Source organism: Pseudomonas sp. P5_A2_2, assembly GCF_054177685.1.
Genome location: NZ_JBGCUL010000030.1, coordinates 1 through 24,786 on the forward strand (window position 1 = coordinate 1; position 24,786 = coordinate 24,786).

The window sequence follows — 24,786 nt, forward strand, 5'->3', positions numbered from 1 at the left end:
CAATTGCGGCGACTGGGTGGAGTCGTGCACGGCGCTGATCGAGCACTGGGATGGCACGATCGAGTTGTATCGCCTGGCGGATGCTCAGGCGCGGGAGGCGCAGATGAAGGCGGCCAAGGTTGCGGAGCTGGCTTGATAATCACTGTGTCCCTGCGGGCCTCATCGCGAGCAGGCTCGCTCCTACAGTAGATTTTTGGTGAATACAGAATCTGCTCGCGCCGCAAAACCCTGTAGGAGCGAGCCTGCTCGCGATGGACCGCGAAGCGGTCCCGCTGGATCTGTCAGGCTGGCAAATGCTCTTCCATCGCCGCCTTGTAAATCGAGCTCCTGGGGTGTGCAAACAACCGCTCCATCATCGGCTCGAAAAAGCTCAATGGCAGCGTGTCATATGCCGGGTCAAACGCCGCCGCATCGTACCTGGCACAGAACTCGACGGTCGCCTGGTACTGCGGATGGTCCTGGAATTGCTCACGCAGATGCCGATCCATGCCCAGGTGATGGAAGAAGTAGTAGCCCTGGAAAATCCCGTGCTTTTCCACCATCCACAAGTTCTCGGCGCTGACGAACGGCTTGAGAATCGCCGCCGCGATATCCGGGTGGTTGTAGGAGCCCAGGGTGTCGCCGATGTCATGGAGCAGGGCACAGACCACGTACTCCTCGTTGCGACCATCGCGCCAGGCGCGGGTGGCGGTTTGCAGGGAGTGGGTCAGGCGATCCAGCGGGAAACCACCGAAATCACCCTCCAGCAGCTTCAGGTGCGCCACAATCCGTGTTGGCAATTGTCTTGCGTAGGCACTGAAGTCCGCGGCAATGATCGCCCAGTCTTCTTGCGTGCCGTCCTTCATGTGGGTGAAGCGGGCATTGGCATTCATCGGCAACTCTCTTGTGACGCAAGTCAGCTAGAACGGAACGCGCCCCATAACCATGTCCCGGTACATGACAAAATCGCCAAGCAGGCTATAGAAGGGATGCTGGAATGTTGCCGGGCGGTTCTTCTCGAAGAAGAAATGCCCGACCCAGGCAAAGCTGTAGCCTGCCAGTGGCAGGGCCCACAACAGCATCCATGCTCCGCGACCGATGGTCAGCGTCAGAATCAAGATAACCAGGGTCGTGCCGATAAAGTGTAAACGGCGGCAGGTGCTGTTGCTGTGCTCACTGAGGTAGTAAGGATAGAACTCTGCGAAGCTGTTGAATCGTTTGACGTTTTCCACGACAGCGATCTCTGTGGTTACTGTTCTTGCTGCAAGTTGTTCTGCGGGTAGCTTATTTGAGTCTAGAGTGATCAATGGCATCAGCCAGTGACAATAGGCGCCACTTTAGTATCCTTCGGTCAATAGCCGTAGCATTCGGCCACCATGTAAGAAAACGCCATGAGCGAACGAACGACTTCTGCAAGCTGGGCGATGGGGATTGTCAAAGCGCTGGAGATGGACGGCCTGGATTGTCGGGTTCTGTTCAAACAGCTGGGGCTCGACTATGCGGCACTGGATGATCCCGATGCACGTTTCCCGCAAGACTCCATGACACGGCTGTGGCAGCGCGCGGTCGAGCTGTCCGGCAATCCGGCCATCGGCCTGAACATGGGCAAGGTGGTGCGACCGGCGCAGTTTCATGTGGCCGGTTACGCCTTGATGTCCAGCCAGACTCTCGCTGAAGGCTTTCAGCGTCTGGTGCGCTATCAGCGAATCATCGCCGAAAGTGCCGACCTGAGTTTCAAGCTGCTGGAAGAAGGCTATGCGCTGATTCTGACGGTGCATGGCGATCATCTGCCGCCGACCCGGCAAAGCGCCGAAGCTTCGCTGGCCTGTGCCCTGGCGCTGTGCGGCTGGTTGACCGGGCGTACGTTGCATCCACGCAAAGTGCTGTTGCAAGGCGCCGAGCCGGTCAACCTTGAACCCTATAAACAAGCCTTCCATGCACCGCTGCTATTCAACGCGCCTTACGATGCGCTGATTTTCGAACGCGCGGACATGGAAGCGCCACTGCCGACGGCCAACGAGGCGATGGCCTTGCTGCATGACCGCTTTGCCGGCGAGTACCTGACGCGCTTTTCCGAAAACCGGGTGACCCACCAGGCGCGGCAGGTGTTGTGTCGCCTGTTGCCCCAGGGCGAGCCCAAGCGCGATACGGTGGCGCAGACGCTGCATCTGTCCCAGCGCACCTTGCAACGGCGTTTGCAGGAAGAGGGCACCAGTTTTCAAGTGCTGCTGGACGATACCCGGCGTGAACTGGCCGAGCAGTACCTGGCACAACCGGCCATGACCTTGCTGGAAATCGCCTACTTGCTGGGTTTCGCCGATCCGAGCAACTTCTTCCGCGCTTTCCGTCGCTGGTTCGACGCCACACCCGGCGAGTACCGGATGCGGCTGATGCAAACATCTGAAGCAGTCAATGACGCCAAAATGCTGGAATACACAGCACAAACACCGTAATGATCTCCAGTCGGCCCAGCAGCATGCCGAACGACAGAATCCACTTGGCGGCATCCGGCAGGGTGGCGAAGTTACCCGCCGGGCCGATGGTTTCGCCGAGCCCCGGGCCGACACCGGACACGGTACTGGCCGCGCCGGTGAGGGCGGTCATCCAGTCCACGCCGAGCAGCGACAGCAGTAGCGCAATCACACAGATGGTGATTGCGAAGAAAAACGAAAAGGTCAGGATCGAACGCACGATTTCTTCGTCGAGGCGGTGACCGTTGTACTTCTGCTTGATCACCGCCCGCGGGTGGATCAGCTGGTTAAGGTTGGCCTTGAGCAGGATATAGGCCACCTGGAAGCGGAAAATCTTGATGCCGCCCGCGGTCGAGCCGGARCAGCCGCCGACAAACCCCAGATAGAAGAACAGCATCAGCGAGAAATTACCCCACAGGCTGTAGTCCCCCAGTGCGAAACCGGTCGTCGTCACCACCGACGTCACGTTCAGCGCCACATGCCGCAACGCCTCCAGCCAATGCAGTTGGGTCGTCCACCAATACCAGGTGCCGAGCACCAGCCAGGTCACCAGCAGCATGCCGAGCAGGCCTTGAACCTGTTCATCCTTGATCAGCGCCCGACGGTTACCACGCAACATGGCGACATACAGGGTGAACGGCAGGGCACCGAGAATCATGATGACGATCGCGACCCAATGCACCGCAGGTTCCGGCCACTTGGCCAAAGACTGGTCGGAGGTGGAGAAGCCGCCGGTGGAAATCGCCGACATCGCGTGGTTGACCGCATCGAACGGGCTCATTCCGGCCCACCAGAACGCCAGGCTGCCGACAATGGTAATGCCGACGTACGCCGCCACGATCAGGCGCGCCACCATGTGCGAGCGGGGCATGACTTTTTCCGAGCGATCCGACGATTCGGTCTGGAACAGCCGCATGCCACCGATGCGCAGCAGCGGCAGAATCGCCACCGCCATGCCGATGAAACCGATGCCACCCAGCCAGTGCAGCAGGGAGCGCCACATCAGAATGCCGGGGGACATGCTGTCCAGGCCGCTGAGCACGGTCGAACCGGTGGCGGTGATGCCGGACATGCTTTCGAAGAATGAATCGGTGTAACTGATGTGCTGGGTCAGCAGGAACGGCAGCGCGGCGAAGATACACACCACCAGCCAACTGCTGACGGTCAGCAGGTACATGTCCCGGGGGCGCAGGTGAATATGCTCTGGGCGCCCCGGAATCACCAGCGCCAAACCGGCGACAAAGGTGATCATGCTGGCCCAGAGGAACGACGGCAGATCGCTGGTGCGGTCGAAAATGACCAGCGTGGCCATGGGTACGACCATGGAGATCGCCAGCGTGATCAGGAAGATGCCGATGATGAAACCAATGATCCGTAAGGTCGGCAACGCCATGAGGTCCGCTCGGCTGATAGTGGAAAGGGCGCCATTCTACCCGCGAGGCAGGGCATGTAAACCGGCACTACTGCGGCAGTTGCCGCTAGAATAGCCGCACAAATTTTTCAGGAGGTGGCCGATGCAGGCTCTCGACGCTTTGCTCAACCGTGTTTCCGTTCCACGACTGATTGACCCTGCGCCCACTGCCGAACAGCGCGAAGTGCTGTTCGGCGCCGCCATGCGCGCCCCGGATCACGGTCACTTGCAGCCGTGGCGCTTCTTGACGGTGGAAGGCGCGGCGCGCGAGCAAATGGGCGAGTTGCTGGCCGAAGCGGCGAAGCTTTCGGACGCAGAAATCAGCGAAGCGGCCATCGACAAGGCACGCAATGGTCCGCTGCGGGCACCGCTGGTGGTAGTGGTGATTGCGCGGTTGCAGGATCACGTCAAGTATCCGAAGTCCGAGCAGTTGCTGGCGGCGGGCTGTGCGGCCCACGGGATTTTGCTGGCGGCCTATGCGCAGGGCATCGGTGCGGTGTGGCGTACCGGTGACCTGGCTTACTCGCCCCATGTGGCCAAGGGGCTTGGCTTGACGGAGGGGGAACAGGTGATTGCCTTCCTGTATCTGGGCACGCCGCAGAAAGAACCGCGAGTGGCCGAGAAGGTCGACCTGGCCGAATTCGTCAGCGCCTGGCCTGGCAAAGTCTGACACCACAAAACCTGTGGGAGCGAGCTTGCTCGCGATGGCGGTTTTTCAGTCACGTTGATGTTGAAGGTGCTAACGCTATCGCGAGCAAGCTCGCTCCCACAGTAGATCTCTGTAGTTCAAACCGGGATCAGGGTTGCACGACAGCCCCCGGCACCAACGGCAATTCCAGACTGGCAATGAACCCGCCCTCCGGGTGATTGGCCAGCACCAGGCTGCCGCCATGTCGCTCCGCTGCTCGCCGGGCAATGGYCAGGCCCAGGCCATGTCCGGCGGCGGTCTGTCCCGGTGCCCGATAGAACGGCTCACCGAGCTGGCTGAGGTTTTCGGCACTGACCCCCGGCCCGTGATCGCGCACGGTCACGACGATCCGCTCACCCTGACGTAGCGCCTGCATTTCGATCGGCAGGCCACCCACCGGATTGAAGCGCTGGGCGTTGCGCAGCAAGTTGTCGACGGCCCGTTCGATCATGGTCGGCCAGCCCTTCAGATTCAGTTGCGACTCGGCTTCAAGGTGGACGAGTTGCTCGGGTGAACCGAGTTGCGCGTCCTTCTGCAGGGTATAAAGCAAGGCGTTCAGATCCACCTCTTCGGCACTGGCGTTATCGGAATCGACCCGCGCCAGTACCAGGATTTCGCTGATCAGCGCCTCCAGTCGGTCGCACTCACGGGTCAGGCGCGGCCAGAGCTGTTCCCGTTCCTGCGCGGTGGCCCGTTCGGCCAGCGCCAGTGCGATACGCAGGCGAGCGAGGGGCGAACGCAGTTCGTGGGACACATCCCGCAGCAGTTGCCGCTGACTGCCAATCAGGCTTTGCAGGCGCGCGCCCATACGGTTGAAGTCGTTGGCCAGGACGCCGAACTCATCGCGACGGTTGGCCAGTTTGACCAGGCTGTTTTGTTGATAGGTGGTTTGGCCAAGGTCATGCACCGCGCCACGCAGACGGCTGAGCGGGCGGGTGATGGAAAAGGTCACGAGCAGACTGAACAGGGTCAGCACCACCAGGGCGATCCCCAGCGCACTGAGCGGCCAGAGCAGGCTCTCGCGGTGCCAGGCGTCCAGTTCCGGGTGCGGAATGCGGTAGATGAACAGGTAGGTGTCACCGGTTTTTTCGCTGGTGAACTCATCGGTCAGACGCCGCCACGGCAGGCGCCGGTCATTGTTGTTCTGTCGCGCCTCAAAGGCCGCCGCACGTTTGGGGAAGGTGCCGCGCACTACAGGGTCGCCACTTTCGTTGAGCACCTGAACGTCGATGTGATACTGGCGTTTGCGTTGCTGGAGAATGTCCTGGGCGGCGTCTTCGCCCTGACTTTCGTAGGTTTGCGTCCACTGTTCGGCCAGCGTGTTGAGGCCCGGGTGGCGGCTGAGAATCCATGCGTCCTGGTTGAGCATGTGCCCGAGCAGGATGGAAAGCCCYGCAACCAGAGCGATGGCCAGCCAGAAGCTGGCCAGGATACGCCAGAACAATGAACGCACGGAAAATCCTCAGGCAAACACAACCCCTGTGGGAGCGAGCTTGCTCCGGGCGGCGTTCCGACGATGGCGGTCTTTCAGTCACGTTGATGTTGAACGTGCTGACGCTATCGCGAGCAGGCTCGCTCCCACAGTGATAGGTGTGGTGTCAGACCCAACGGTGCTTGGCCGTCGGGTCCCGGGTCAGCGCATTATTGCGCTTTTTGCTGTTGTTGCGCTTTCCAGGCTTTGAACTCGGCCCACTCGGCGCGGCGTTCGGCCTGTTTTTTCTGGATCTCGTCGAATTTCTTCTGTTGATCCGGTTTCAGCAAGGCGCGCACGTCCGCTTCAGCTTTCTTGTGGTTAGCGGCCATCTCGTCTTTCATGGCTTTCTGGTCGGCTGGCGAGAGTTTCTCCAGGTACTTCTCGACCAGTTGCTTACGCTCGTGCATCTGCTCGCCCATGATCTTGCGGATCTGCTCGCGCTGTTCGCGGCTCAGGTCCAGTTCACTGTAGGGGCCTTTGCCGTGCATGCCGTGCATCTGACCGCCGTGGCGCGAACCGTCCATCGGCCCATCCATCGGGCCGGTGCCTTCAGGCATGGCCATGGCAACGGTCGGCAGGGCAGCAGCGAACATCAGAGCGATAAGAGTCTTGCGCATGGTGAATCTCCTTGTCTCGTTCCCGGTACGTTCCGGATGAATACAGATTACGCAGATCAAGGTCAGCGGCGGTCAGCGGAGGGTAAAGCTTGGGTAAAGACGGTTTTCCGCCGACCTGACAAACCCGTATACGGGGATCAGAGGCTGTAGTAGTAGCCGCGGCTGCGCAGGGCGACGATGCGCGGTCGACCATCGGGGTGTGGGCCGATCTTCTTGCGCAGGTTGCTGACGTGCATGTCCAGGCTGCGGTCGTACAGGGTCAGCTTGCGACCGAGAGCGATCTGCGCCAGTTCCTGTTTGTCCAGGGGTTCGCCGGGTTGCTTGAGCAGGGCTTCCAGCAGGCGGCTTTCGGAAACAGTGAGGGTGAACTCTTGCTCATCGATGCTGACCACGCCGCGCACCGGGCTGAAACACAGGTCGCCCAGTTCCATCTGGCTGGACACCGCTGCCGGGTGGCTACGACGCAGCACAGCGCGCAGGCGGGCGGTCAGTTCCCGTGGATCGCAGGGTTTGGCCAGGTAATCGTCGGCGCCGAGCTCCAGGCCGAGGATGCGGTCCAGGGGCTCGCCCCGGGCCGAGAGCATCAGCACCGGCAGATCCGGGTGATCGCTGCGCAACTGCTTGAGCAGTTCCAGGCCGCTACCATCGGGCAACATCACATCCAGAACCACGGCCGCCGGGGCGGTTTCGGTCAGTGCACGGCGCGCGCTCTGGCCGTCGTGACAGGCACGTACCTGAAACCCTTCCTGGCTCAGCCAACTGCTCAGGAGCTCACACAGCTCCTGATCATCATCAATAAGTAACAGCTCGCTCATGACTCACTCAATTTAGCCATTGTCGACGTTTTCGACTTGCTCCACTGGCGAAGATACCGCAGAGCAGAGCCAATAGCGCTACCCCGGCGCCAATGACAAACCATTGTTGCTGGTCGGTCAGCAGGCGCGGCAGCGGACTGCTGGCCTGGGCTTCCTTGAGTTGCAGCTTCAAGCGCTGGTTCTCCTGGCGCAACCGGGCCAGCAGCGGGCTTTCGCGTTCGCCATCGGCAGTTTGCAATTGTTTGCTCAGTTCATCCCGTTGCCGTTCGCTTTCTTTCAAGCGTTGCTGCAACTCGGTGATCTGGCTGCCGGCGCTCAAGGAAAGCGGCGTCGAATTACCGCCCTCGACACTTTCCTCACCGTGGGCGGGCGCCCCGATCGACAACGTGACCAACATCAGACACAACGGACCCTTGCGCATCGCGACTCCTGATTCCAAGACGAGTATTGGGCAGGTTGTCGGCAGGCAAACGAGAATAATGAGCGATTGAGAGCGCGATGAACCGACAAGGTTCATCGCGTGGGGKCAATTGCGAGAAGAAAGTTACGGAAGGACTTGCTTGAACGGCTTGACCAGAACGTTGGCATAGACGCCTGCGGCGATGTACGGATCAGCGTCGGCCCAGGCCTGGGCGGCGCTCAGGGAATCGAATTCGGCGACGATCAGGCTGCCGGTGAAACCCGCCGCGCCCGGATCATTGCTGTCGACCGCCGGATTTGGACCGGCCAGAACGATGCGACCTTCGCCCTTGAGCACTTGCAGGCGCTCGAGGTGCGCAGGCCGTGCGGCCAGGCGGGCTTCCAGGGAGTTGGCGACGTCTGTGGCAATGATTGCGTAAAGCATGTCAGTCCTCGGTTTTTGGCGTAGTGGTATCGGCATCGTGCAGATGGCGGGACAGGTAGATGCCCTGGCCGACCAGGAACAGCAAAGTCATGCCCAGGCTGCCGAAGACCTTGAAGTCGACCCAGTAGCTCTGGAAGGTGAACGCGACAAACAGGTTGGCGGCACCGCAAAACAGGAAGAAGGCGATCCAGGCGATGTTCAGGCGCGTCCAGACCGGCTCCGGCAAGGTCAGCGCGTGGCCCATGATGCGCTTGATCAGCAGGCTGTCACCGACGAAGTGGCTGCCGATGAACGCCAGGGCGAACAGCCAGTTGACCACCGGGGCTTTCCACTTCAGGAAAGTCTCGCTGTGGAACGCCAGGGTCAGGCTACCGAAGACCAGGCAGGCGATCAGGGTCAGCCACTGGCTCTTCTCCAGCTTGCGCTGTTTGATGAACAGTGTGCCGTAGACCACCAGGGAGCTGACGATCAGCATCGCGGTGGCGCTGTAAATACCGCCTAGAGTGACCTCATGGCCGGCGATGTCGACGACCCGTGGATCGATCTTGAAGACGATGAAAAACAGCAGGAGCGGGATGAAATCGATGAATTGTTTCACAGTGGCAGCCAGAAGCAGGATGTGGCGGCATAATAACAAACATATGGGCGTGCGATAGCGCCAGCTGATTTGAGGTTACAAAGCCCTGTGAATGTTGATTTGCACTGCCATAGCACGGCCTCCGATGGCGCCCTGGCGCCTGCGGTTCTGGTGGCGCGGGCGTACGAGAAAGGCGTGCGAGTCCTGGCCCTGACCGATCACGACACCCTTGAAGGCCTTGACGAGGCCCGCCACGCGGCCACCGCGCTGGGGATGCAACTGGTCAATGGCGTCGAATTGTCCTGCACCTGGGGCGGCGCGACCATTCATGTCCTGGGCTACGGTTTTGACGTGAACGCCGCGCCGTTGGTCGAGGCCATCGCCAGATTGCATGATGGCCGCTGGCTGCGCTCCGAGGAAATCAGCCGCAAACTCGCGCTCAAAGGTATGCCGGGGGCGCTGGAAGGCGCCCGCAAGATCCAGCAGGAGCTGGGCGACAGCGGTAACGCGCCGGCCCGCCCGCATTTCGCCGACTGGATGGTGCGTGAAGGTTTCGTCAAGGATCGCGCCGAGGCGTTCCGTAAATGGCTGGGTGCTGGCAAGCTGGGCGACGTCAAGCAACACTGGCCGACCCTGGAAGAAACCGTCGAAACCCTGCGCGCAGCCAAAGCCTGGGTCAGCCTGGCACACCCCTGGCACTACGAATTTACCCGAAGCAAGCGTCGTCGCCTGATTGCCGACTATATTCAAGCAGGGGGCCACGCCATCGAAGTGGTCAATGGTTACCAGCCTGCCGAGCAAGTGGGCAGCCTGGCCATTCTGGCCCGCGAGTTCGGTCTGCTGGTCAGCGCCGGCAGTGATTTTCATGGCCCTGGAGGCTGGTCGGAGATCGGTGAATACCGGCCACTCCCGGAGGATCTGCCACCACTATGGTGTCGATTCAAACATGACCCAGTTATTGCCGCCGTCTGAACAGGTAGAGAATGTGAGTCAATTTTTCCAGATTCATCCGGAAAACCCGCAAGCGCGCCTGATAAAACAGGCAGTCGAGATCATCCGCAAGGGCGGGGTGGTGATTTATCCCACAGACTCTTCCTACGCCATTGGTTGCCAGATCGGCGACAAAGTGGCTGTGGAGCGCGTGCGACGTTTGCGCGGGCTGGATGAAAAGCACAACTTCGCGCTGATTTGCTGCGATCTGTCGCAACTGGGGCTGTTTGCCAAGATCGACACCGGCACTTTCCGCTTGCTCAAGGCCCACTTGCCGGGGCCGTACACGTTCATTCTCAACGCCACCCGCGAAGTACCGCGACTGTTGTTGCACCCGAAGAAGCGCACCATCGGCCTGCGGGTGCCAAGCCATCCGATTGCCCTGGCACTGCTGGAGCAGCTCGGCGAGCCGTTGATGAGCGTGAGTCTGATCATGCCCGGTGAAACCGACCCTATGTTCGATCCCTATGAAATGCGCCAGCTGCTCGAACATCAGGTTGATCTGATCATCGACGGCGGCTTCGGCGGGATCAAGGCGTCCACCGTGATCAACCTCGCCGACGGCGAGCCGGAAGTCATCCGCGTTGGCTGCGGCGACCCTGCGCCGTTCATGGTCGAGGCCTAGATGTCCGCAGTAGAACCCGTCGACAGTCAGGCCGGAGCCCAGCAGGAACTGCCCTTCGCCATGGTCTATGGCCAGGCGGTCATGGAAATGCCGCTGGACCTGTACATTCCGCCGGATGCCCTCGAGGTCTTCCTCGAAGCCTTCGAAGGGCCCCTCGACCTGCTGCTGTACCTGATCCGCAAACAGAACATCAACATTCTCGACATCCCGGTGGCGGAAATCACCCGCCAGTACATGGGCTACGTCGAGTTGATGCAGTCGGTGCGCCTGGAACTGGCCGCCGAATACCTGGTGATGGCCGCGATGCTGGCCGAGATCAAGTCGCGGATGCTGCTGCCACGGGCCGAAACCGTCGAAGACGAAGAGGAAGACCCGCGCGCCGAACTGATCCGCCGCTTGCAGGAATACGAGCGTTTCAAGGCTGCCGCCGAAGGCATCGATGGGCTGAGTCGCGTTGGCCGTGATGTGGTGGTGCCCAAGCTTGACGCCCCGCAAGCCCGGGCGCGCAAGCTGTTGCCGGACGTGCGCTTGTCAGAGCTGCTGTTGTCCATGGCCGAGGTGTTGCGCCGTGGCGATATGTTCGAAAGCCATCAGGTCAGCCGCGAGGCGCTGTCGACCCGCGAGCGTATGAGCGATGTGCTTGAACGCCTCAAGGGCGGCGGTTTCGTGCCGTTTGTCGAGCTGTTCACCGCTGAAGAAGGGCGCCTGGGGGTGGTGGTGACCTTCATGGCGATCCTTGAGTTGGTCAAGGAATCCCTGGTCGAGCTGGTGCAGAATGAGCCATTTGCCGCGATCCACGTGCGAGCCCGAGCCGAATAACGAGTCGAAACATGAACCTGAGTGAACCCCGTGATCTGGCACCCTTGCTCGAAGCCTTTCTGTTGGCTTCGGGAAAGCCGCAATCTCTGGAAAGCCTGTTCGAACTCTTCGAGGAAGGCGAGCGCCCGGAGCCGCCGGTCTTCAAGAAGGCCCTGGCGATTCTGGCCAAGTCCTGCGATGGCCGCGCCTTTGAACTCAAGGAAGTGGCCTCGGGTTATCGCCTGCAAATTCGCGAGAAATTTGCGCCTTGGGTCGGGCGTCTGTGGGAAGAGCGCCCGCAGCGTTACTCCCGTGCCATGCTGGAAACCATGGCCCTGATCGCCTATCGCCAACCGATTACCCGTGGCGAAATCGAAGACGTGCGGGGTGTGGCGGTCAACAGCAACATCGTCAAGACGCTGATGGAGCGCGAGTGGATCCGCATCGTCGGCTACCGTGACGTGCCCGGCAAACCGGCGATGTTCGCGACCACCAAGGCGTTCCTCGATCACTTCAACCTGAAGAACCTCGACGACCTGCCGCCGCTGGCGGAACTGCGCGAGCTGGAACCGGATCCGGTGCTCGATTTCGATGACGCGCCCGTACCCGCCGGGCTTCAGGAGTTGGCCGACGCCAGCGCCGAGCAGGAAGAGCCGAAGGAAGAAACCAGTTTCCACACGCTGTTGCTGGAACTGGACAGCATGGAGGAGGGGCTCAAGACCGACTTCGACGATTTGCTGCGTGATGGTGCGTCGCCTGAATTCGATCCGGAACAGTCGGTTATCGAACCGGAAGTCGAAGCGGCGCAGCCCGAGACTGAGTCGGAAGGCGAGCCTGAGCCGGAAATTGAACCGGAGCAGGACGACGACATCCTTGGCGTTGCCGAAGCCCGGGAAAAACTCCTGGCCGCCGTGGCTGCCCTCGAACAGCCGAAACCCGAGCCGGAGCTTTCGGACGAAGAGGCCGAGGCCCAGGCCCTGGCGGAAGCCATCGAAGCCGAGCGCCGCCAGTTCGAAGACTGATGCAATTCTCATGAACAATGGATATTCACTGTGGGAGCGAGCTTGCTCGCGATGGCGGCAGTACATTCAACATCAATGTGACTGAAAAACCGCTATCGCGAGCAAGCTCGCTCCCACAGGGTTTTGTGTTCGCAAGCAAGCTGCGTGTCACCGGTCAGCGGAAAAACAAATAACCTTGCATTGATCAGCTAGTCTCTGATGCGCAAACGCCCGCATGCGCGTATGATTCGCGACCCTTCGGCGATCCCTTCGCCCAAGTACCCAGTTTTCAGACCACACCGGGAGGTGCCCAGATGAGTATCAAAGACCAGCAAGACGACCAGCCAATCGGCCCAGCAGGCGAAAAACTGCAGAAAGTCCTCGCCCGTATCGGCGTCGGCTCGCGCCGTGACGTGGAAGCCTGGATCAGCCACGGCCGCATCAAGGTCAACGGCAAAGACGCCACCCTTGGTCAGCGTGTCGATATGCACGACGCCATCACCATCGATGGCAAGGTGATCAAGCGTGAAGAGGCCGCCGAGTCGGTCCGCCGCGTGATCATGTACAACAAGCCCGACGGCGAAATCTGCACCCGTGTCGACCCTGAAGGTCGTCCGACGGTGTTCGACAAGCTGCCGCGTCCGAAAGAAGGGCGCTGGATCAACATCGGCCGTCTCGACATCAATACCACCGGTTTGCTGATGTTCACCACCGACGGTGAACTGGCCAACCGTTTGATGCACCCGTCCTACGAGATGGACCGCGAGTACGCCGTGCGTGTACGCGGTGAAGTCGACGACGAGATGATCGAGCGCCTGAAGGCTGGCGTTGTCCTTGAAGATGGCCCGGCCAGGTTCACCGACATCAAGCAGGCGCCAGGTGGCGAAGGTTTCAACCACTGGTACCACTGCGTGGTGATGGAAGGTCGTAACCGTGAAGTGCGTCGCCTGTGGGAATCCCAGGGCCTGGTGGTCAGCCGTCTGAAGCGCGTGCGTTTCGGCCCGGTGTTCCTCAACTCTGACCTGCCGATGGGCCGCTGGCGTGAAATGAGCCAGTACGAAGTCGACATTCTCAGCGCCGAAGTTGGCCTGACGCCGGTAGCCATGCCGCAACTCAACGCCAAGAGCAAGGACAAGCTCGACCGGATGCAGCGTAAATCGTCGCGGCCGATGGCCAGGACCGAGCGCGTGCGCACCCTGCGTCCAGCGAATGGCGGGCCTGCTGCCCCGCGTGAAAACCGCGAGCCGCAGATCGAAGGCGAGCGTCCAGGTCGCAAGCCAGCCGCCCGTCAGGACGGGGAACGCGGTCCACGCACGCCACGTCCGGCCAACGGCCGTAGCGAGCGTGGCGAAGGTCGTGGTACGCCGGTGGCGGACCGTCCGGTCGACACCAAGCGCCCGGCCAAGCCTGCACCGAAGCGTCCGGGGATCAAACTGGTCGACGGTGACACGCCATCGGGCAAGCGCCGTGGCGCACCAGCCGGTTCCGGCCAGCGTCCGGGCTTTGGTCGTCGCAAGCCGGAGTGAGGCAGCTGTAAGCTGAAAACTCCAGGTAAAAAACGTCAATCTTCGGGTTGGCGTTTTTTTTTGCCAGGCTTTGTGTCTGTGTTGTGTTTGAGTACGCCATCGCGAGCAAGCTCGCTCCCACAGGGAAATGAGTTTGCTTGGAGAATCGCGATCAAAATGTGGGAGCGAGCTTGCTCGTGATGGCGTCAGTCGCCGCACCGAGAGCTTCAATGTGGAAACGCTAATTTACGTCGTGTAAAGAAAACCTGACAAAATCCACCGATTAACCCCGTGGATTCGCCACCTCCTGGATTCCGTAAGAAAACTCTTACGCGTCAGCGCCTTCCTTCCTACATCCGACCCCCTAGCCCGCTTGTTTCCCCGCTCCATGCAGGGTGTTATGCGCGCCATGCCTGTCGTGCAGGTGCATAACAAAAAGGAGGCGCAATGAACGCCGTATTCCATCTCCATCTCTCTGCGAGGGGCGGTTTTCCTGCCTTTCCCGTCGATGATCCGCAAGGATCTGACCCTTTTTTTGCAGCCGCCCGAGCACCTCGGGGCGGACACAGGCAATCCCGGCCATAGGCACGCTTGTCCAGCGGGTCTGTCAGCAGGGGGTTACAGGTGTACAATGCGCCGCGTTTTACCTGTGACCTCCTGCGCACCTGCGCAAACCTCAAGGCTATCCGCCTTGTTCACTCCGTCGCGTCACGAGCGTGTCGGGTTCGATTTCGTCGCAGATAAAAACAAACAGGTGACGCATGACCGTTGTAAATACGCTGAACTCCTGGTGCCTGCGCTGGGGTTTGATCGGTGCCGCTTAACGCTTTTCTTGAGCAGCAACGTCTACTGAACATCATCAAACCTTGCGTGAGACCCTTTTCATGAGTGGACAACACCCGCAATCAGGCGAGCTGAAACGCGGCCTGAAAAATCGCCACATTCAATTGATCGCCCTCGGTGGCGCGATCGGTACCGGTTTGTTCCTCGGCTCGGCAGGGGTACTGAAATCCGCCGGCCCGTCGATGATCCTCGGCTACGCCATCTGCGGCTTCATCGCCTTCATGATCATGCGCCAACTGGGCGAAATGATCGTCGAAGATCCGGTGGCCGGCTCCTTCAGCCATTTTGCGCACAAGTACTGGGGCGGCTTTGCCGGCTTCCTGTCGGGCTGGAACTGCTGGATTCTGTACATTCTGGTGGGCATGTCCGAGCTGACTGCGGTCGGCAAATACATCCACTACTGGGCGCCGGACATCCCGACCTGGGTCTCCGCAGCGGCCTTCTTCGTGCTGATCAACGCGATCAACCTGGCCAACGTCAAAGTGTTCGGCGAGGCCGAGTTCTGGTTTGCGATCATCAAGGTCGTGGCGATCGTCGGCATGATTGCCCTGGGCAGCTACCTGCTGGTCAGCGGCAATGGCGGCCCGCAAGCGGCGGTCAGTAACCTGTGGTCCCACGGTGGCTTCTTCCCGAACGGCGTCAGCGGCCTGGTGATGGCCATGGCTTTCATCATGTTTTCCTTTGGCGGCCTGGAAATGCTCGGTTTCACCGCAGCGGAAGCCGACAAGCCGAAAACCGTGATCCCGAAAGCCATCAACCAGGTGATCTACCGGATCCTGATTTTCTACATCGGTGCCCTGGTCATCCTGCTGTCGTTGACCCCGTGGGACAGCTTGCTGACCACCCTCAACGCCTCCGGTGATTCCTACAGCGGCAGCCCGTTCGTGCAAGTGTTCTCGATGCTGGGCAGCAACACCGCCGCGCACATCCTCAACTTCGTGGTCCTGACTGCGGCGTTGTCGGTGTACAACAGCGGCACCTACTGCAACAGCCGCATGCTGCTGGGCATGGCCGAGCAGGGCGATGCGCCGAAAGGTCTGGCGAAGATCGACAAGCGCGGCGTGCCGGTGCGCTCGATTCTGGCCTCGGCCGCCGTGACCCTGATCGCGGTACTGCTGAACTACCTGATCCCGCAAAACGCGCTGGAACTGCTGATGTCGCTGGTGGTGGCCACCCTGGTGATCAACTGGGCGATGATCAGCTACTCGCACTTCAAGTTCCGCCAGCACATGAACAAGACCAAACAGACGCCGCTGTTCAAGGCCCTGTGGTATCCGTACGGCAACTACATCTGCCTGGCGTTCGTGGTGTTCGTCCTTGGCGTGATGCTGTTGATTCCGGGGATTCAGACATCGGTGTATGCGATTCCAGTGTGGCTGGTGTTCATGTGGGTCTGCTACTGGATCAAGAACAAGCGCAGTGCACAGCACGTGTCGAATGCCACGCCTGCTGTTAACTAAAGGCATCGAGCAATAACAAAAACCCGGCCTTGTGCCGGGTTTTTGTTGTATGAAGTTGTAAGGCTCGCGGGTAAGAATAGTTGCCTGGACGTAATGTTCAGCGAATTTTAATTATGACTGTGTTGAATAAAAGGCGTGTAACTCGGCGCGCCCTGTTTCAACTGGCCATGTTCGTCCCAGTCATCGGGCGAGTTGAAGGGAAGTACCGCTGCTTGATCGATGTTGCAACAGTGCGAACGGTAGCGTTGCAGTTCCTCCTCAAGATCACGCCCGGCTGCCGTGCAACCCGCCCAGATGCCGTGAATCAGGTGAGCCTGGAGCACCTCGAAGCCAACGTAACGGAAGGCGTACTGAATCGGCCATAACAGCATATGGGTGTTGCCCTCTCGACCATTGGGCGCGCACTCGTCTGCCGATGAGCCGGTGGTGACGCACAGAAGTACTTTTTTGCCTCGGCATACCCCTTGCTCGAAGCGCTGTTCACTCGAGTAAAGGCCGCCGTAAACCAATACTCGATCCATCCAGCCCTTGAGCATTGCGGGGGCGCCGAACCACCACAGGGGAAACTGGATAACCAGCAGATCGGCCCAGTCAATGGCCGCCAGTTCCTGCGCCACCTGTGCGGGCAAGGTTCCGTTCTCGTAACCGAAGCGCTGCTCGGCCTGTACGTCGAAGCGCTGGCTGTCCTTGCGTTGCTGAAAGTGTCGGGCGTGCTCGCAGGCATCGAAGTTCTGCGCATACAGGTCGTTGACCCTGACACGATGTCCCTGGGCTTCGAACGTATCGCTCGCGGTTGTTACCAGACTGTTGGTGAATGACGTGGGTTCCGGGTGTGCAGACACTATATAGATATTCATTGTTGGCTAATGAACTCCAGAGTTCGGTGGGGTGAATTCCATTCAAAACTCAGGATAGGCTTTTAGTGACCTGGGACGCTGGCTGGATATGTTCCCGAATGTAAGGCATTAAAACAGCTGAATCTCATTCAGTTGTTCCGGGCAGGGTCAATACGCGGCAGCGAAATGGCGTATCCTGCCCACTCTGTTTACGGATTTTTTTTCATGCTGGTCATTTCCAACAACGTGCATCTGCCGGATGCCGAGATCGAGTTGACGGCCATTCGCGCTCAGGGCGCCGGTGGGCAGAACGTCAACAAGGTCTCCAGTGCCGTGCACCTGCGCTTCGACATTCCGGCGTCGTCCCTGCCCGAGTTCTACAAGGAGCGGCTACTGGCGCTACGCGACAGCCGCATCACCAGCGACGGTGTGTTGATCATCAAGGCCCAGCAGTACCGCACGCAGGAGCAGAACCGCGCCGATGCACTGTTGCGGCTGACCGAGTTGATCCTCAGTGCCACCAAGGTCGAGAAAAAGCGCCGTCCGACCAAGCCGACACTCGGCTCGAAGACCCGTCGCCTCGAGTCCAAGAGCAAGCGAGGCAACATCAAGGCCGGGCGCGGCAAGGTCGATTTCTAACGGACATCCCGCGTTTCTCGTTGCTTTGGCGCCTGCCAATACAAGTAAAGGCTCAGTATCAATCCGCTCAAGGCGGCGAAGGCAGCGAACAGGAAGATCGAAGCGAACCCGAATCCGGCCGCAATGGCGCCGGCGAGCGGCCCGGTGATCCCCAGCGACAAGTCGATGAACAGCGAATAGGCGCCGACGGCTGCGCCACGGCTGGAGGCCGGGACCAGGTTGACCGCTTCCACCCCCAGCGCCGGAAACACCAGCGAAAAGCCAAAACCGCTCAGCGCCGCTCCCGCCAGAGCCCAATGTGCATCTGGTGCCAGCCACAGCAACAGCAACCCGAGTGTTTCCACTGACAGGCAGGCAATGGCGACGCGAAAGCCGCCGAGGCGGTTGATCAGGTTGCCGAACAGCAAGCGCGCGCTGATGAAGCTGGCGCCGAACAGGCTCAGGCACAGCACGGCGTTATCCCAGTGTTGCGTGGCGTAATACAGGGTGATGAAGGTGGCGATGGTGCCAAAACCAATGGAGCCCAGGGCCAGTCCGCAGCCGTGGGGGAAGACCCGCCCGAGCACGTGGATGAACGGCAGGCGCTCACCGGCAACGATCGGCGTGGCGGTTTTCGGCCAGGCCAGCAGCAGGCCGAGCACGGCCAGCAACACAATGCTTACGCCCATGCTCCACAAGCCCAGTCGATGGACGAGCAAAACACCCAAGGGCGCGCCGACGGCCAGTGCGCCATAGCTGGCGATTCCGTTCCACGAAATGACTTTGGCCGTATTCGCCGCGCCGACCCGGCCGATGCCCCAGCCAATCGAGCCCGAGCCCACCAGGCTTTCCGCGCTGCCGAGAACCAGACGGCCGATCAGCAGGCTGAACAGGCTCAAGGCCGGCAGGCTCTGGGTCCAGGCCGAGATCAACATGAACACACCACTCAAGCCGCAACCGGCCAGGCCATACATCACGGCCAGTTTGCTGCCCTTGTTGTCGATGATCTTCCCTGCATAGGGGCGGCTGAGCAGGGTGGCCAGGTATTGCACGCTGATCACCAGGCCCGCGATCACCGCGCCGAACCCCAGGTCGCTGTGGACGTAACCGGGCAATACGGCCAGGGGGATGCCGATGTTCAGGTAGCCGATGAAGGTGAAAAGGACGATGGAAACGACTTGCAGCGTGACCGCCAGGGGGCGCTGGTTTTCAGGCATGGGTAAAGGTCCACGGTAAAGCAGGATAGATAGGCTGCTTATGATAGCGGTGTGGACGGTCGCAGGTTGTGAAAAAGTAAAACTATTTGCCGGGCGCTGTCATTCAGGTTTGACGGGAGCGACCAGCTGCGTGGTGACCAGGGCGGCCAGCGCATTTTCCTGGGTGCCGAAGCGGGCGAGCAAGGCGGCTTGTTTCTCGGGGGAGAGGCGATTCCAGATCTCGATCATTTTCTCGGCGGTGCCGATCAGGACGCTGGCCTGCGCTTCGCTGAATTCATCGGTCATGGGTAAAGACTCTTTCAGGCAGTGTGGAAAGCGCATGTTAGCGCTTTCCACACGGTCTGTACGGCGGGTGTTTCAGTCTTCTCTGTCAGCCTGGCGGCTGCCAGTGGCTTCTTTCGGCTCGGGCTGTTGGGCTCCGGCTTGCTGCGTGGTCGTCTGCTCAGGTTCGTGCAGGCTTGGGAAGGGGAGATTAGGAATCTCGTGCATGGTCGCGCTCCTCGCTAAGTCTGTTGATAGATCTGGTAGATCCGCGCTTTAAAAAAAGCTTGGGCAGGATACAGCACTGAAAATGACAAACAGACTTTTATATCCATTTGTTTCGACGGATGGGGTTGTATAGACAGATCGATAACAGTTGCGCAGAAACAACTGTGGGAGCGAGCTTGCTCGCGATGGCGGCCTGACAGTCAACAGAGATGTTGAATGTTTTGGCCTGCTCCCACAGGGTTTGGTGGTGTTATTTGCAAACCTTGGCAATCGCCTCAGCCAGCAAATCCAGGCGCGTTGCATCAATGCCTGCGACGTTAGCCCGTCCTGAGCTAACCATGTAAACACTGTGATGATCCCGCAGGTTCTTCACTTGTTCCGGCGACAGGCCGGTGTAGGAGAACATCCCGCGTTGCACGCCAATGTGCGCAAAGCGCTCGCGCAAACCGTGAGGCTCCAGCGCCTCCACCAGACCGCTGCGCAGTTGGGCAATACGCAGGCGCATGGCTTCCACTTCGTCAGCCCAGAGGTTTTTCAGTTCCGGGTCGCCGAGGATGGTCGCGACCACGGCCGCACCGTGATCCGGCGGCGTCGACCACAGGTTGCGGGCGATGTTGGCCAGTTGGCTGCGGATGTCGGTGAGCTTGTCGGCGGTTTTCGCGCAGACAATCAGCGCGCCGGTACGGTCGCGGTACAGGCCGAAGTTTTTCGAACAGGAACTGGTGATCAGCAGCTCCGGCAACTCGGCGGCGAACAGCCGGGTCGACCAGGCATCCTGTTCCAGGCCATCGCCGAATCCTTGATACGCGAAGTCGATCAGTGGCAGCAGTTCGCGCTTGCGTACGACCTCCAGCACCCGCTGCCAGTCATCCTGGGACAGGTCGAATCCGGTCGGGTTGTGGCAGCAGGCGTGCAGCAACACCACGTCACCCTTGGGCGCTTCATTGAGCGCCGCCAGCATGCCGTCGACGTCGAGCCGGTTGTCACTGCCCACGTACGGGTAGTGGCTGACCTTGACCTTGGCTGTCGCAAAAATCGTTTCGTGGATCGGCCRGGTCGGGTTGCTCAACCACACGCCACGGCCCGGCAGGCATTGGGCGATGAAGTCCGCGCTCAGGCGCAAAGCCCCGGTGCCGCCCGGAGTCTGGGTGGCGCCGGCGCGTTGTGCGCTGATCAGCTTCGAGTCGACGCCCAGCACCAGCTCATTGATGGCCTTGCCGAATGCGGGCTCGCCGTGGCCACCGATGTAGGTCTTGGTGGACTGACGATCCACCAGGCGCTGCTCGGCAAGTTTCACCGACTCGAGAATCGGCGTCAGGCCCTGGGCGTCTTTGTAGACACCCACGCCCAAATCGAACTTGCGCGGGTTCGGGTCCTGCGCGTAGGCCTCCATCAGGCCGAGGATCGGGTCGCCAGGCACTCGACCGATGGCGTCGAAATGCATTACTTGCGCCCCTCAGCATCCTTCGCCACTTCGTCAGTGCGCGCGGCCATGATGAAGTCGTTGCGGTGCAGGCCCTTGATCGAGTGGCTCCACCAGGTCACGGTGACTTTGCCCCACTCGGTCAGCAGGCCCGGGTGGTGGCCTTCGGCCTCGGAGATTTCACCAACGGCGTTGGTGAAGGCGAGGGCATGTTTGAAGTTCTTGAACAGGAAGACCTTTTCCAGCTGCATGACGCCGTCGCGTACTTCGATGTTCCAGTCCGGGATCTGCTTGATCAGGATCGGCAGTTCTTCATCGCTGACTTGTGGGGCGTCGGCGCGGCAGGCTTCGCAATGGGCTTGGTTCAAAGTGGACATGATGTGTTTCCCGTAATCGAGTGTTTTTATATCGGTCGACAGTACCGTCACGCTAAACCAAAGCGACGGTGACTGACAGACTCACTTGTCAGCAAAAGTCGCGGTTCACGCAGCCTTTGGCGGAAATTTCGGTGTGTGCAGACCCATCTGCATCGCGTGCTTGACCATGCCCATGATGTCTTCGTGAGCGAGGTCGAAAAGGCGCTTGAGGTTCGGCAGAACGAAATACAGGGGTTGCAGGATGTCGATGCGGTAAGGCGTGCGCATGCATTCCAGCGGGTCGAAGGCTTGATGTTCAGGCTCGTTCGACAGGCTGTAGACGGTCTCTTTCGGTGAAGACAGAATGCCGCCGCCGTAGATGCGCTGGCCTTGCGGGGTGTCGACCAGGCCGAATTCGATGGTCATCCAGTACAGCCGCGCCAGGTACACGCGCTCTTCCTTGGTCGCCTTGAGGCCGAGTTTGCCGTAGGTGTGGGTGAATTCAGCGAACCACGGGTTGGTCAGCAGCGGGCAGTGACCAAAGATCTCGTGGAAAATGTCCGGCTCTTGCAGGTAGTCCAGTTCTTCGCGGGTACGAATGAAGGTCGCCACCGGAAACTGCTTGCTGGCCAGCAATTCGAAAAAGGTCTGGAAGGGAATCAGTGCGGGAACCCGGGCAACCTGCCAGCCGGTGGTTTCACCGAGGACCTTGTTGATTTCGCCGAGTTGAGGAATGCGGTCGTGGGGCAGACCGAGTTTTTCGATACCGTCCAGGTACTCCTGGCACGCACGCCCTTCGATCACTTTCAGTTGACGAGTGATCAGCGTGTTCCACACCGCGTGTTCTTCGGCGGGGTAGTCGATAAAACCTTGCGCATCGGGCTCGCGAGCCACGTATTGCGTCTGCTTCATGCTGCTCTCCTGCTAGGGGATTTCGTTCTTGTTATGTACTGCTATGGACCTAGAAGTACTCCAAGGATTGCACTGTTGCAGCAGGTGCCCGGCGTCATGTGCGGCGAAACCCCTCAATTATCGTAAAGTTTTCGTTACGTATCGGCCGTTGTCGCGCAGATGTTGAGATTGGCGGGTGGGAAAAGCCCTACATCTGTCACATAATCTTGACGACTATCTGAGCGCCTAATCAGAAAAGTCGGGCGCTAACCCTGTGGGAGCCAGCCTGCTGGCGATAGCGGTGTGTCATTCGACATCAATAGGGCCTGATGCGACGCCATCGCCAGCAGGCTGGCTCCCACAGGTCAATCATCGTTTATCAGGTCTTTTTTATGCGTATCAAAGTCCATTGCCAGAACCGCATCGGCATCCTGCGCGACATTCTCAATCTGCTGGTGGAGTACGGGATCAACGTGGCCCGCGGTGAGGTGGGCGGTGAGCATGGCAACGCCATCTACCTGCATTGCCCGAACCTGATCAACATTCAGTTCCAGGCCTTGCGTCCGAAATTCGAAGCGATTGCCGGGGTCTTTGGCGTCAAGCGTGTAGGGCTGATGCCCAGCGAGCGTCGGCACATGGAGCTCAATGCACTGCTCGGTGCGCTGGAGTTTCCGGTGCTGTCGATCGACATGGGCGGCTCCATCGTCGCGGCCAACCGTGCGGCGGCGCAGTTGCTCGGGGTGCGGGTCGACGAGGTGCCGGGGATTCCCCTGTCGCGGTACGCCGAAGATTTCGATTTGCCGGAACTGGTGCGCGCCAACAAGTCGCGGATCAACGGGCTGCGGGTCAAGGTCAAGGGTGACGTGTTCCTGGCCGACATCGCGCCGCTGCAATCGGAGCATGACGACAGTGAAGCCATGGCCGGTGCGGTGCTGACGCTGCACCGCGCCGACCGGGTGGGCGAGCGCATCTACAACGTGCGCAAGCAGGAATTGCGTGGCTTCGACAGCATCTTCCAAAGCTCGAAAGTCATGGCCGCGGTGGTGCGCGAAGCCCGGCGCATGGCGCCACTCGATGCACCGCTATTGATAGAAGGCGAAACCGGCACCGGCAAAGAGTTGCTGGCGCGGGCCTGCCATCTGGCCAGTCCTCGTGGGCAGTCGCCATTGATGGCGCTCAATTGCGCCGGTCTGCCGGAATCCATGGCCGAGACGGAATTGTTCGGCTATGGCCCTGGTGCCTTTGAAGGGGCGCGAGCCGAGGGCAAGCTCGGGCTGCTGGAATTGACGGCGGGCGGCACGCTGTTTCTCGATGGCGTCGGGGAAATGAGCCCGCGCTTGCAGGTGAAACTGCTGCGTTTCCTGCAGGACGGTTGCTTCCGTCGCGTGGGCAGCGATGAAGAGGTCTACCTCGACGTGCGGGTGATCTGCGCGACCCAGGTCGACCTGTCCGAGCTGTGCGCTCGCGGTGAGTTCCGCCAGGACCTCTATCACCGCTTGAATGTGTTGTCGCTGCACATTCCGCCGCTGCGCGAGTGCCTCGACGGCTTGACGCCGCTGGTGGAGCACTTCCTCGATCAGGCCAGCCGGCAGATTGGTTGCCCGTTGCCGAAACTGGCCCCGGCGGCCATGGAACGGCTCAGCCACTACCATTGGCCGGGCAATGTGCGGCAACTGGAGAATGTGCTGTTCCAGGCGGTTTCCCTGTGCGACGGCGGCACGGTCAAGGCCGAGCACATTCGTTTGCCGGACTATGGCGTGCGCCAGCCCCTTGGCGATTTTTCGCTCGAAGGCGGACTGGATGAAATTGTCGGGCGTTTCGAAAAAGCCGTGTTGGAGCGGCTGTATTCCGAGCATCCGAGTAGCCGGCAACTGGGCAAGCGGTTGGGTGTTTCGCATACCACCATTGCCAACAAGTTGCGTGAGTATGAGGTGGGCAAGACTGAGTCATAGCTGAGGCCTGCTGCGTTTGTGCTGGCCTCATCGTCGGAACGCCGCCCGGAGCAAGCTCGCTCCCACAATGGTTCATCGGCGGACACACAATCTGTGATCACCTAATAACCCTGTGGGAGCAAGCTTGCTCGCGATGGCGGTTGTGGCCATGGCCCAAGGTCAATCCTTGCCACCCACCGGCATGACACCGCCGGTTTTTCGTCTCCGATACAAATCCCTCATCCCCTCTGAATCCCCAAAGTCCTTTGTTTGCCGGGCCTGGCGCCGCCAAAAACAAGTTGGTCTGCAAATTGCTTATGGCTCAGCAGTACAGCAGTGGACGGCAAACGTCCGGCAGGCAGAGGAAAGAGTGTGGACAAGTACCTTTATGTGGCAATGACCGGCGCCAGCCAGAATGCACTGGCGCAAAAGGCTCATGCCAACAACCTCGCGAACATCTCCACCAACGGCTTCCAGAAAGACCTGGAGCAGGCCCGTTCGATGCCGGTGTTCGGTGACAGCTTTCCGGCGCGTGCGTTTGCCATGTCCGAACGCCCGGCCACCGATTTCTCCCCTGGCTCACTGGTGGAAACCGGCCGCGACCTCGACGTTGCCGTGCAAGGCAACGGCTGGATTGCCGTACAGACTCCCGATGGCGGTGAAAGCTACGTGCGCACCGGCAGCCTGAACGTTGACGCCCTGGGCGTGCTGCGCGCCGGCAACGGCATGCCGGTCATGGGCAATGGCGGGCCGATTGCCGTGCCGCCGGAGCAGCAGATCGAAGTCGGCGAGGACGGCACCATCAGCATCCGCGCGATGGGCGAAGGTCCCCGGGTGATGGCTGAAGTCGACCGCATCAAGCTGGTCAACCCGGACCTCAAGAACATGACCAAAGGCCTGGATGGTTCGATCCACACCAAGGACGGC

27 protein-coding genes and 1 pseudogene are annotated in these 24,786 nt (G+C 60.3%); 12 read left to right on the top strand and 16 right to left on the bottom strand.

The window, feature by feature from the left end:
• A pseudogene (locus ACXRVY_RS05280) lies at positions 1-136 on the top strand (UDP-2,3-diacylglucosamine diphosphatase); the annotation flags it as partial.
• A gap of 145 nt (positions 137-281) precedes the next feature.
• Here the strand turns inward: ACXRVY_RS05280 and ACXRVY_RS05285 are convergent.
• Both ACXRVY_RS05285 and ACXRVY_RS05290 read right to left on the bottom strand, forming a co-directional pair.
• Positions 282-872: an HD domain-containing protein gene (locus tag ACXRVY_RS05285; protein ID WP_223461269.1), complete on the bottom strand. Its 591-nt coding sequence runs from the start codon at positions 870-872 to the stop codon at positions 282-284.
• A gap of 27 nt (positions 873-899) precedes the next feature.
• Positions 900-1,211, bottom strand: a complete 312-nt coding sequence (locus ACXRVY_RS05290) for an Mpo1-like protein (RefSeq protein ID WP_223461270.1) — start codon at positions 1,209-1,211, stop codon at positions 900-902.
• 159 nt (positions 1,212-1,370) lie between these two features.
• Between ACXRVY_RS05290 and ACXRVY_RS05295 the strand changes: the two genes are divergently transcribed.
• Positions 1,371-2,432 (top strand): AraC family transcriptional regulator, encoded by a 1,062-nt coding sequence (locus tag ACXRVY_RS05295; protein WP_223461272.1) that lies wholly within the window; start codon positions 1,371-1,373, stop codon positions 2,430-2,432.
• Here ACXRVY_RS05295 and ACXRVY_RS05300 read toward each other — a convergent pair.
• Positions 2,389-3,843 (bottom strand): TrkH family potassium uptake protein, encoded by a 1,455-nt coding sequence (locus ACXRVY_RS05300; protein ID WP_223461274.1) that lies wholly within the window; start codon positions 3,841-3,843, stop codon positions 2,389-2,391. The two genes, ACXRVY_RS05295 and ACXRVY_RS05300, sit on opposite strands and share 44 nt — an antisense overlap.
• A 121-nt stretch (positions 3,844-3,964) precedes the next feature.
• Here ACXRVY_RS05300 and ACXRVY_RS05305 point away from each other — a divergent pair, with 121 nt between their 5' ends.
• Positions 3,965-4,531, top strand: a complete 567-nt coding sequence (locus ACXRVY_RS05305; RefSeq protein ID WP_223461276.1) for an NAD(P)H nitroreductase — start codon at positions 3,965-3,967, stop codon at positions 4,529-4,531.
• Positions 4,532-4,658: 127 nt separating this feature from the next.
• Here the strand turns inward: ACXRVY_RS05305 and ACXRVY_RS05310 are convergent, their stop codons facing one another.
• The 6 genes from ACXRVY_RS05310 to ACXRVY_RS05335 form a co-directional block, all read right to left on the bottom strand.
• Positions 4,659-6,002: an ATP-binding protein gene (locus ACXRVY_RS05310; protein WP_458237083.1), complete on the bottom strand. Its 1,344-nt coding sequence runs from the start codon at positions 6,000-6,002 to the stop codon at positions 4,659-4,661.
• A gap of 188 nt (positions 6,003-6,190) precedes the next feature.
• The gene (locus ACXRVY_RS05315; RefSeq protein WP_223461278.1) at positions 6,191-6,640 is read right to left on the bottom strand and encodes a Spy/CpxP family protein refolding chaperone; all 450 of its coding nucleotides are present in this window, start codon (positions 6,638-6,640) and stop codon (positions 6,191-6,193) included.
• A 137-nt stretch (positions 6,641-6,777) separates the two neighbouring features.
• Positions 6,778-7,455, bottom strand: coding sequence for a response regulator transcription factor (locus tag ACXRVY_RS05320; RefSeq protein WP_223461280.1), 678 nt, complete (start codon positions 7,453-7,455; stop codon positions 6,778-6,780).
• A 7-nt stretch (positions 7,456-7,462) separates the two neighbouring features.
• Positions 7,463-7,876: a translation initiation factor 2 gene (locus ACXRVY_RS05325; protein WP_223461282.1), complete on the bottom strand. Its 414-nt coding sequence runs from the start codon at positions 7,874-7,876 to the stop codon at positions 7,463-7,465.
• A 123-nt stretch (positions 7,877-7,999) separates the two neighbouring features.
• The gene (locus tag ACXRVY_RS05330; protein ID WP_108218598.1) at positions 8,000-8,299 is read right to left on the bottom strand and encodes a YciI family protein; all 300 of its coding nucleotides are present in this window, start codon (positions 8,297-8,299) and stop codon (positions 8,000-8,002) included.
• A gap of 1 nt (position 8,300) precedes the next feature.
• Positions 8,301-8,897 carry a septation protein A gene (locus tag ACXRVY_RS05335; RefSeq protein WP_223461284.1) on the bottom strand — a complete coding sequence of 199 codons (597 nt, stop codon included), beginning with the start codon at positions 8,895-8,897 and terminating at the stop codon, positions 8,301-8,303.
• An 87-nt stretch (positions 8,898-8,984) separates the two neighbouring features.
• Here ACXRVY_RS05335 and ACXRVY_RS05340 point away from each other — a divergent pair, with 87 nt between their 5' ends.
• The 6 genes from ACXRVY_RS05340 (at position 8,985) to ACXRVY_RS05365 (ending at position 16,098) form a co-directional block, all read left to right on the top strand.
• Positions 8,985-9,848, top strand: a complete 864-nt coding sequence (locus ACXRVY_RS05340; RefSeq protein ID WP_223461286.1) for a PHP domain-containing protein — start codon at positions 8,985-8,987, stop codon at positions 9,846-9,848.
• A 13-nt stretch (positions 9,849-9,861) separates the two neighbouring features.
• Positions 9,862-10,491 (top strand): L-threonylcarbamoyladenylate synthase, encoded by a 630-nt coding sequence (locus ACXRVY_RS05345; protein WP_108218704.1) that lies wholly within the window; start codon positions 9,862-9,864, stop codon positions 10,489-10,491.
• Between the two features lie 60 nt (positions 10,492-10,551).
• The gene (locus ACXRVY_RS05350) at positions 10,552-11,310 is read left to right on the top strand and encodes a segregation and condensation protein A (protein WP_223461458.1); all 759 of its coding nucleotides are present in this window, start codon (positions 10,552-10,554) and stop codon (positions 11,308-11,310) included.
• A gap of 11 nt (positions 11,311-11,321) precedes the next feature.
• Positions 11,322-12,311, top strand: coding sequence for an SMC-Scp complex subunit ScpB (gene scpB, locus ACXRVY_RS05355; RefSeq protein WP_223461288.1), 990 nt, complete (start codon positions 11,322-11,324; stop codon positions 12,309-12,311).
• A 293-nt stretch (positions 12,312-12,604) separates the two neighbouring features.
• The gene (gene rluB, locus ACXRVY_RS05360; RefSeq protein WP_223461290.1) at positions 12,605-13,816 is read left to right on the top strand and encodes a 23S rRNA pseudouridine(2605) synthase RluB; all 1,212 of its coding nucleotides are present in this window, start codon (positions 12,605-12,607) and stop codon (positions 13,814-13,816) included.
• 863 nt (positions 13,817-14,679) lie between these two features.
• Positions 14,680-16,098 carry an amino acid permease gene (locus ACXRVY_RS05365; RefSeq protein WP_223461292.1) on the top strand — a complete coding sequence of 473 codons (1,419 nt, stop codon included), beginning with the start codon at positions 14,680-14,682 and terminating at the stop codon, positions 16,096-16,098.
• Positions 16,099-16,205: 107 nt separating this feature from the next.
• On the opposite strand, the gene ACXRVY_RS05370 is transcribed toward ACXRVY_RS05365, so the two are convergent.
• Positions 16,206-16,955 (bottom strand): NAD(P)H-dependent oxidoreductase, encoded by a 750-nt coding sequence (locus ACXRVY_RS05370; protein WP_223461294.1) that lies wholly within the window; start codon positions 16,953-16,955, stop codon positions 16,206-16,208.
• 204 nt (positions 16,956-17,159) lie between these two features.
• Between ACXRVY_RS05370 and arfB the strand changes: the two genes are divergently transcribed.
• Positions 17,160-17,573, top strand: a complete 414-nt coding sequence (gene arfB, locus ACXRVY_RS05375) for an alternative ribosome rescue aminoacyl-tRNA hydrolase ArfB (protein WP_008021374.1) — start codon at positions 17,160-17,162, stop codon at positions 17,571-17,573.
• Here arfB and ACXRVY_RS05380 read toward each other — a convergent pair.
• The 6 genes from ACXRVY_RS05380 to phhA form a co-directional block, all read right to left on the bottom strand.
• Positions 17,570-18,769 (bottom strand): MFS transporter, encoded by a 1,200-nt coding sequence (locus ACXRVY_RS05380; protein ID WP_223461296.1) that lies wholly within the window; start codon positions 18,767-18,769, stop codon positions 17,570-17,572. The genes arfB and ACXRVY_RS05380 overlap by 4 nt on opposite strands.
• Before the next feature lie 99 nt (positions 18,770-18,868).
• Positions 18,869-19,054, bottom strand: a complete 186-nt coding sequence (locus ACXRVY_RS05385) for a hypothetical protein (RefSeq protein WP_108218605.1) — start codon at positions 19,052-19,054, stop codon at positions 18,869-18,871.
• 72 nt (positions 19,055-19,126) lie between these two features.
• Positions 19,127-19,258, bottom strand: a complete 132-nt coding sequence (locus ACXRVY_RS05390; protein ID WP_263289743.1) for a hypothetical protein — start codon at positions 19,256-19,258, stop codon at positions 19,127-19,129.
• 250 nt (positions 19,259-19,508) lie between these two features.
• A complete protein-coding gene (locus ACXRVY_RS05395; protein WP_458237084.1) occupies positions 19,509-20,702 on the bottom strand; it encodes an amino acid aminotransferase in 1,194 nt (397 codons plus the stop codon).
• Positions 20,702-21,058, bottom strand: a complete 357-nt coding sequence (locus tag ACXRVY_RS05400; RefSeq protein WP_018929944.1) for a 4a-hydroxytetrahydrobiopterin dehydratase — start codon at positions 21,056-21,058, stop codon at positions 20,702-20,704. The genes ACXRVY_RS05395 and ACXRVY_RS05400 overlap by 1 nt, the downstream gene beginning before the upstream one ends.
• 105 nt (positions 21,059-21,163) lie before the next feature.
• The gene (gene phhA, locus ACXRVY_RS05405; protein ID WP_223461301.1) at positions 21,164-21,949 is read right to left on the bottom strand and encodes a phenylalanine 4-monooxygenase; all 786 of its coding nucleotides are present in this window, start codon (positions 21,947-21,949) and stop codon (positions 21,164-21,166) included.
• A gap of 371 nt (positions 21,950-22,320) precedes the next feature.
• Here phhA and ACXRVY_RS05410 point away from each other — a divergent pair, with 371 nt between their 5' ends.
• The gene (locus ACXRVY_RS05410; protein WP_008021363.1) at positions 22,321-23,880 is read left to right on the top strand and encodes a sigma-54-dependent phenylalanine hydroxylase transcriptional regulator PhhR; all 1,560 of its coding nucleotides are present in this window, start codon (positions 22,321-22,323) and stop codon (positions 23,878-23,880) included.
• 351 nt (positions 23,881-24,231) lie between these two features.
• Positions 24,232-24,786: flagellar basal body rod protein FlgF (locus tag ACXRVY_RS05415; protein WP_458237085.1), on the top strand; the 555-nt coding region annotated here is incomplete at its 3' end.

Coding starts and splice junctions, on each gene's coding strand:
- ACXRVY_RS05370 (WP_223461294.1), bottom strand. CDS start 16,955: ATGAATATCTATATAGTGTCTGCACACCCGGAACCCACGTCATTCACC.
- ACXRVY_RS05350 (WP_223461458.1), top strand. CDS start 10,552: ATGGTCTATGGCCAGGCGGTCATGGAAATGCCGCTGGACCTGTACATT.
- ACXRVY_RS05365 (WP_223461292.1), top strand. CDS start 14,680: ATGAGTGGACAACACCCGCAATCAGGCGAGCTGAAACGCGGCCTGAAA.
- scpB (WP_223461288.1), top strand. CDS start 11,322: ATGAACCTGAGTGAACCCCGTGATCTGGCACCCTTGCTCGAAGCCTTT.
- ACXRVY_RS05285 (WP_223461269.1), bottom strand. CDS start 872: ATGAATGCCAATGCCCGCTTCACCCACATGAAGGACGGCACGCAAGAA.
- ACXRVY_RS05305 (WP_223461276.1), top strand. CDS start 3,965: ATGCAGGCTCTCGACGCTTTGCTCAACCGTGTTTCCGTTCCACGACTG.
- arfB (WP_008021374.1), top strand. CDS start 17,160: ATGCTGGTCATTTCCAACAACGTGCATCTGCCGGATGCCGAGATCGAG.
- rluB (WP_223461290.1), top strand. CDS start 12,605: ATGAGTATCAAAGACCAGCAAGACGACCAGCCAATCGGCCCAGCAGGC.
- ACXRVY_RS05330 (WP_108218598.1), bottom strand. CDS start 8,299: ATGCTTTACGCAATCATTGCCACAGACGTCGCCAACTCCCTGGAAGCC.
- ACXRVY_RS05400 (WP_018929944.1), bottom strand. CDS start 21,058: ATGTCCACTTTGAACCAAGCCCATTGCGAAGCCTGCCGCGCCGACGCC.
- ACXRVY_RS05295 (WP_223461272.1), top strand. CDS start 1,371: ATGAGCGAACGAACGACTTCTGCAAGCTGGGCGATGGGGATTGTCAAA.
- ACXRVY_RS05390 (WP_263289743.1), bottom strand. CDS start 19,258: ATGCACGAGATTCCTAATCTCCCCTTCCCAAGCCTGCACGAACCTGAG.
- ACXRVY_RS05325 (WP_223461282.1), bottom strand. CDS start 7,876: ATGCGCAAGGGTCCGTTGTGTCTGATGTTGGTCACGTTGTCGATCGGG.
- ACXRVY_RS05380 (WP_223461296.1), bottom strand. CDS start 18,769: ATGCCTGAAAACCAGCGCCCCCTGGCGGTCACGCTGCAAGTCGTTTCC.
- ACXRVY_RS05320 (WP_223461280.1), bottom strand. CDS start 7,455: ATGAGCGAGCTGTTACTTATTGATGATGATCAGGAGCTGTGTGAGCTC.
- ACXRVY_RS05410 (WP_008021363.1), top strand. CDS start 22,321: ATGCGTATCAAAGTCCATTGCCAGAACCGCATCGGCATCCTGCGCGAC.
- phhA (WP_223461301.1), bottom strand. CDS start 21,949: ATGAAGCAGACGCAATACGTGGCTCGCGAGCCCGATGCGCAAGGTTTT.
- ACXRVY_RS05315 (WP_223461278.1), bottom strand. CDS start 6,640: ATGCGCAAGACTCTTATCGCTCTGATGTTCGCTGCTGCCCTGCCGACC.
- ACXRVY_RS05385 (WP_108218605.1), bottom strand. CDS start 19,054: ATGACCGATGAATTCAGCGAAGCGCAGGCCAGCGTCCTGATCGGCACC.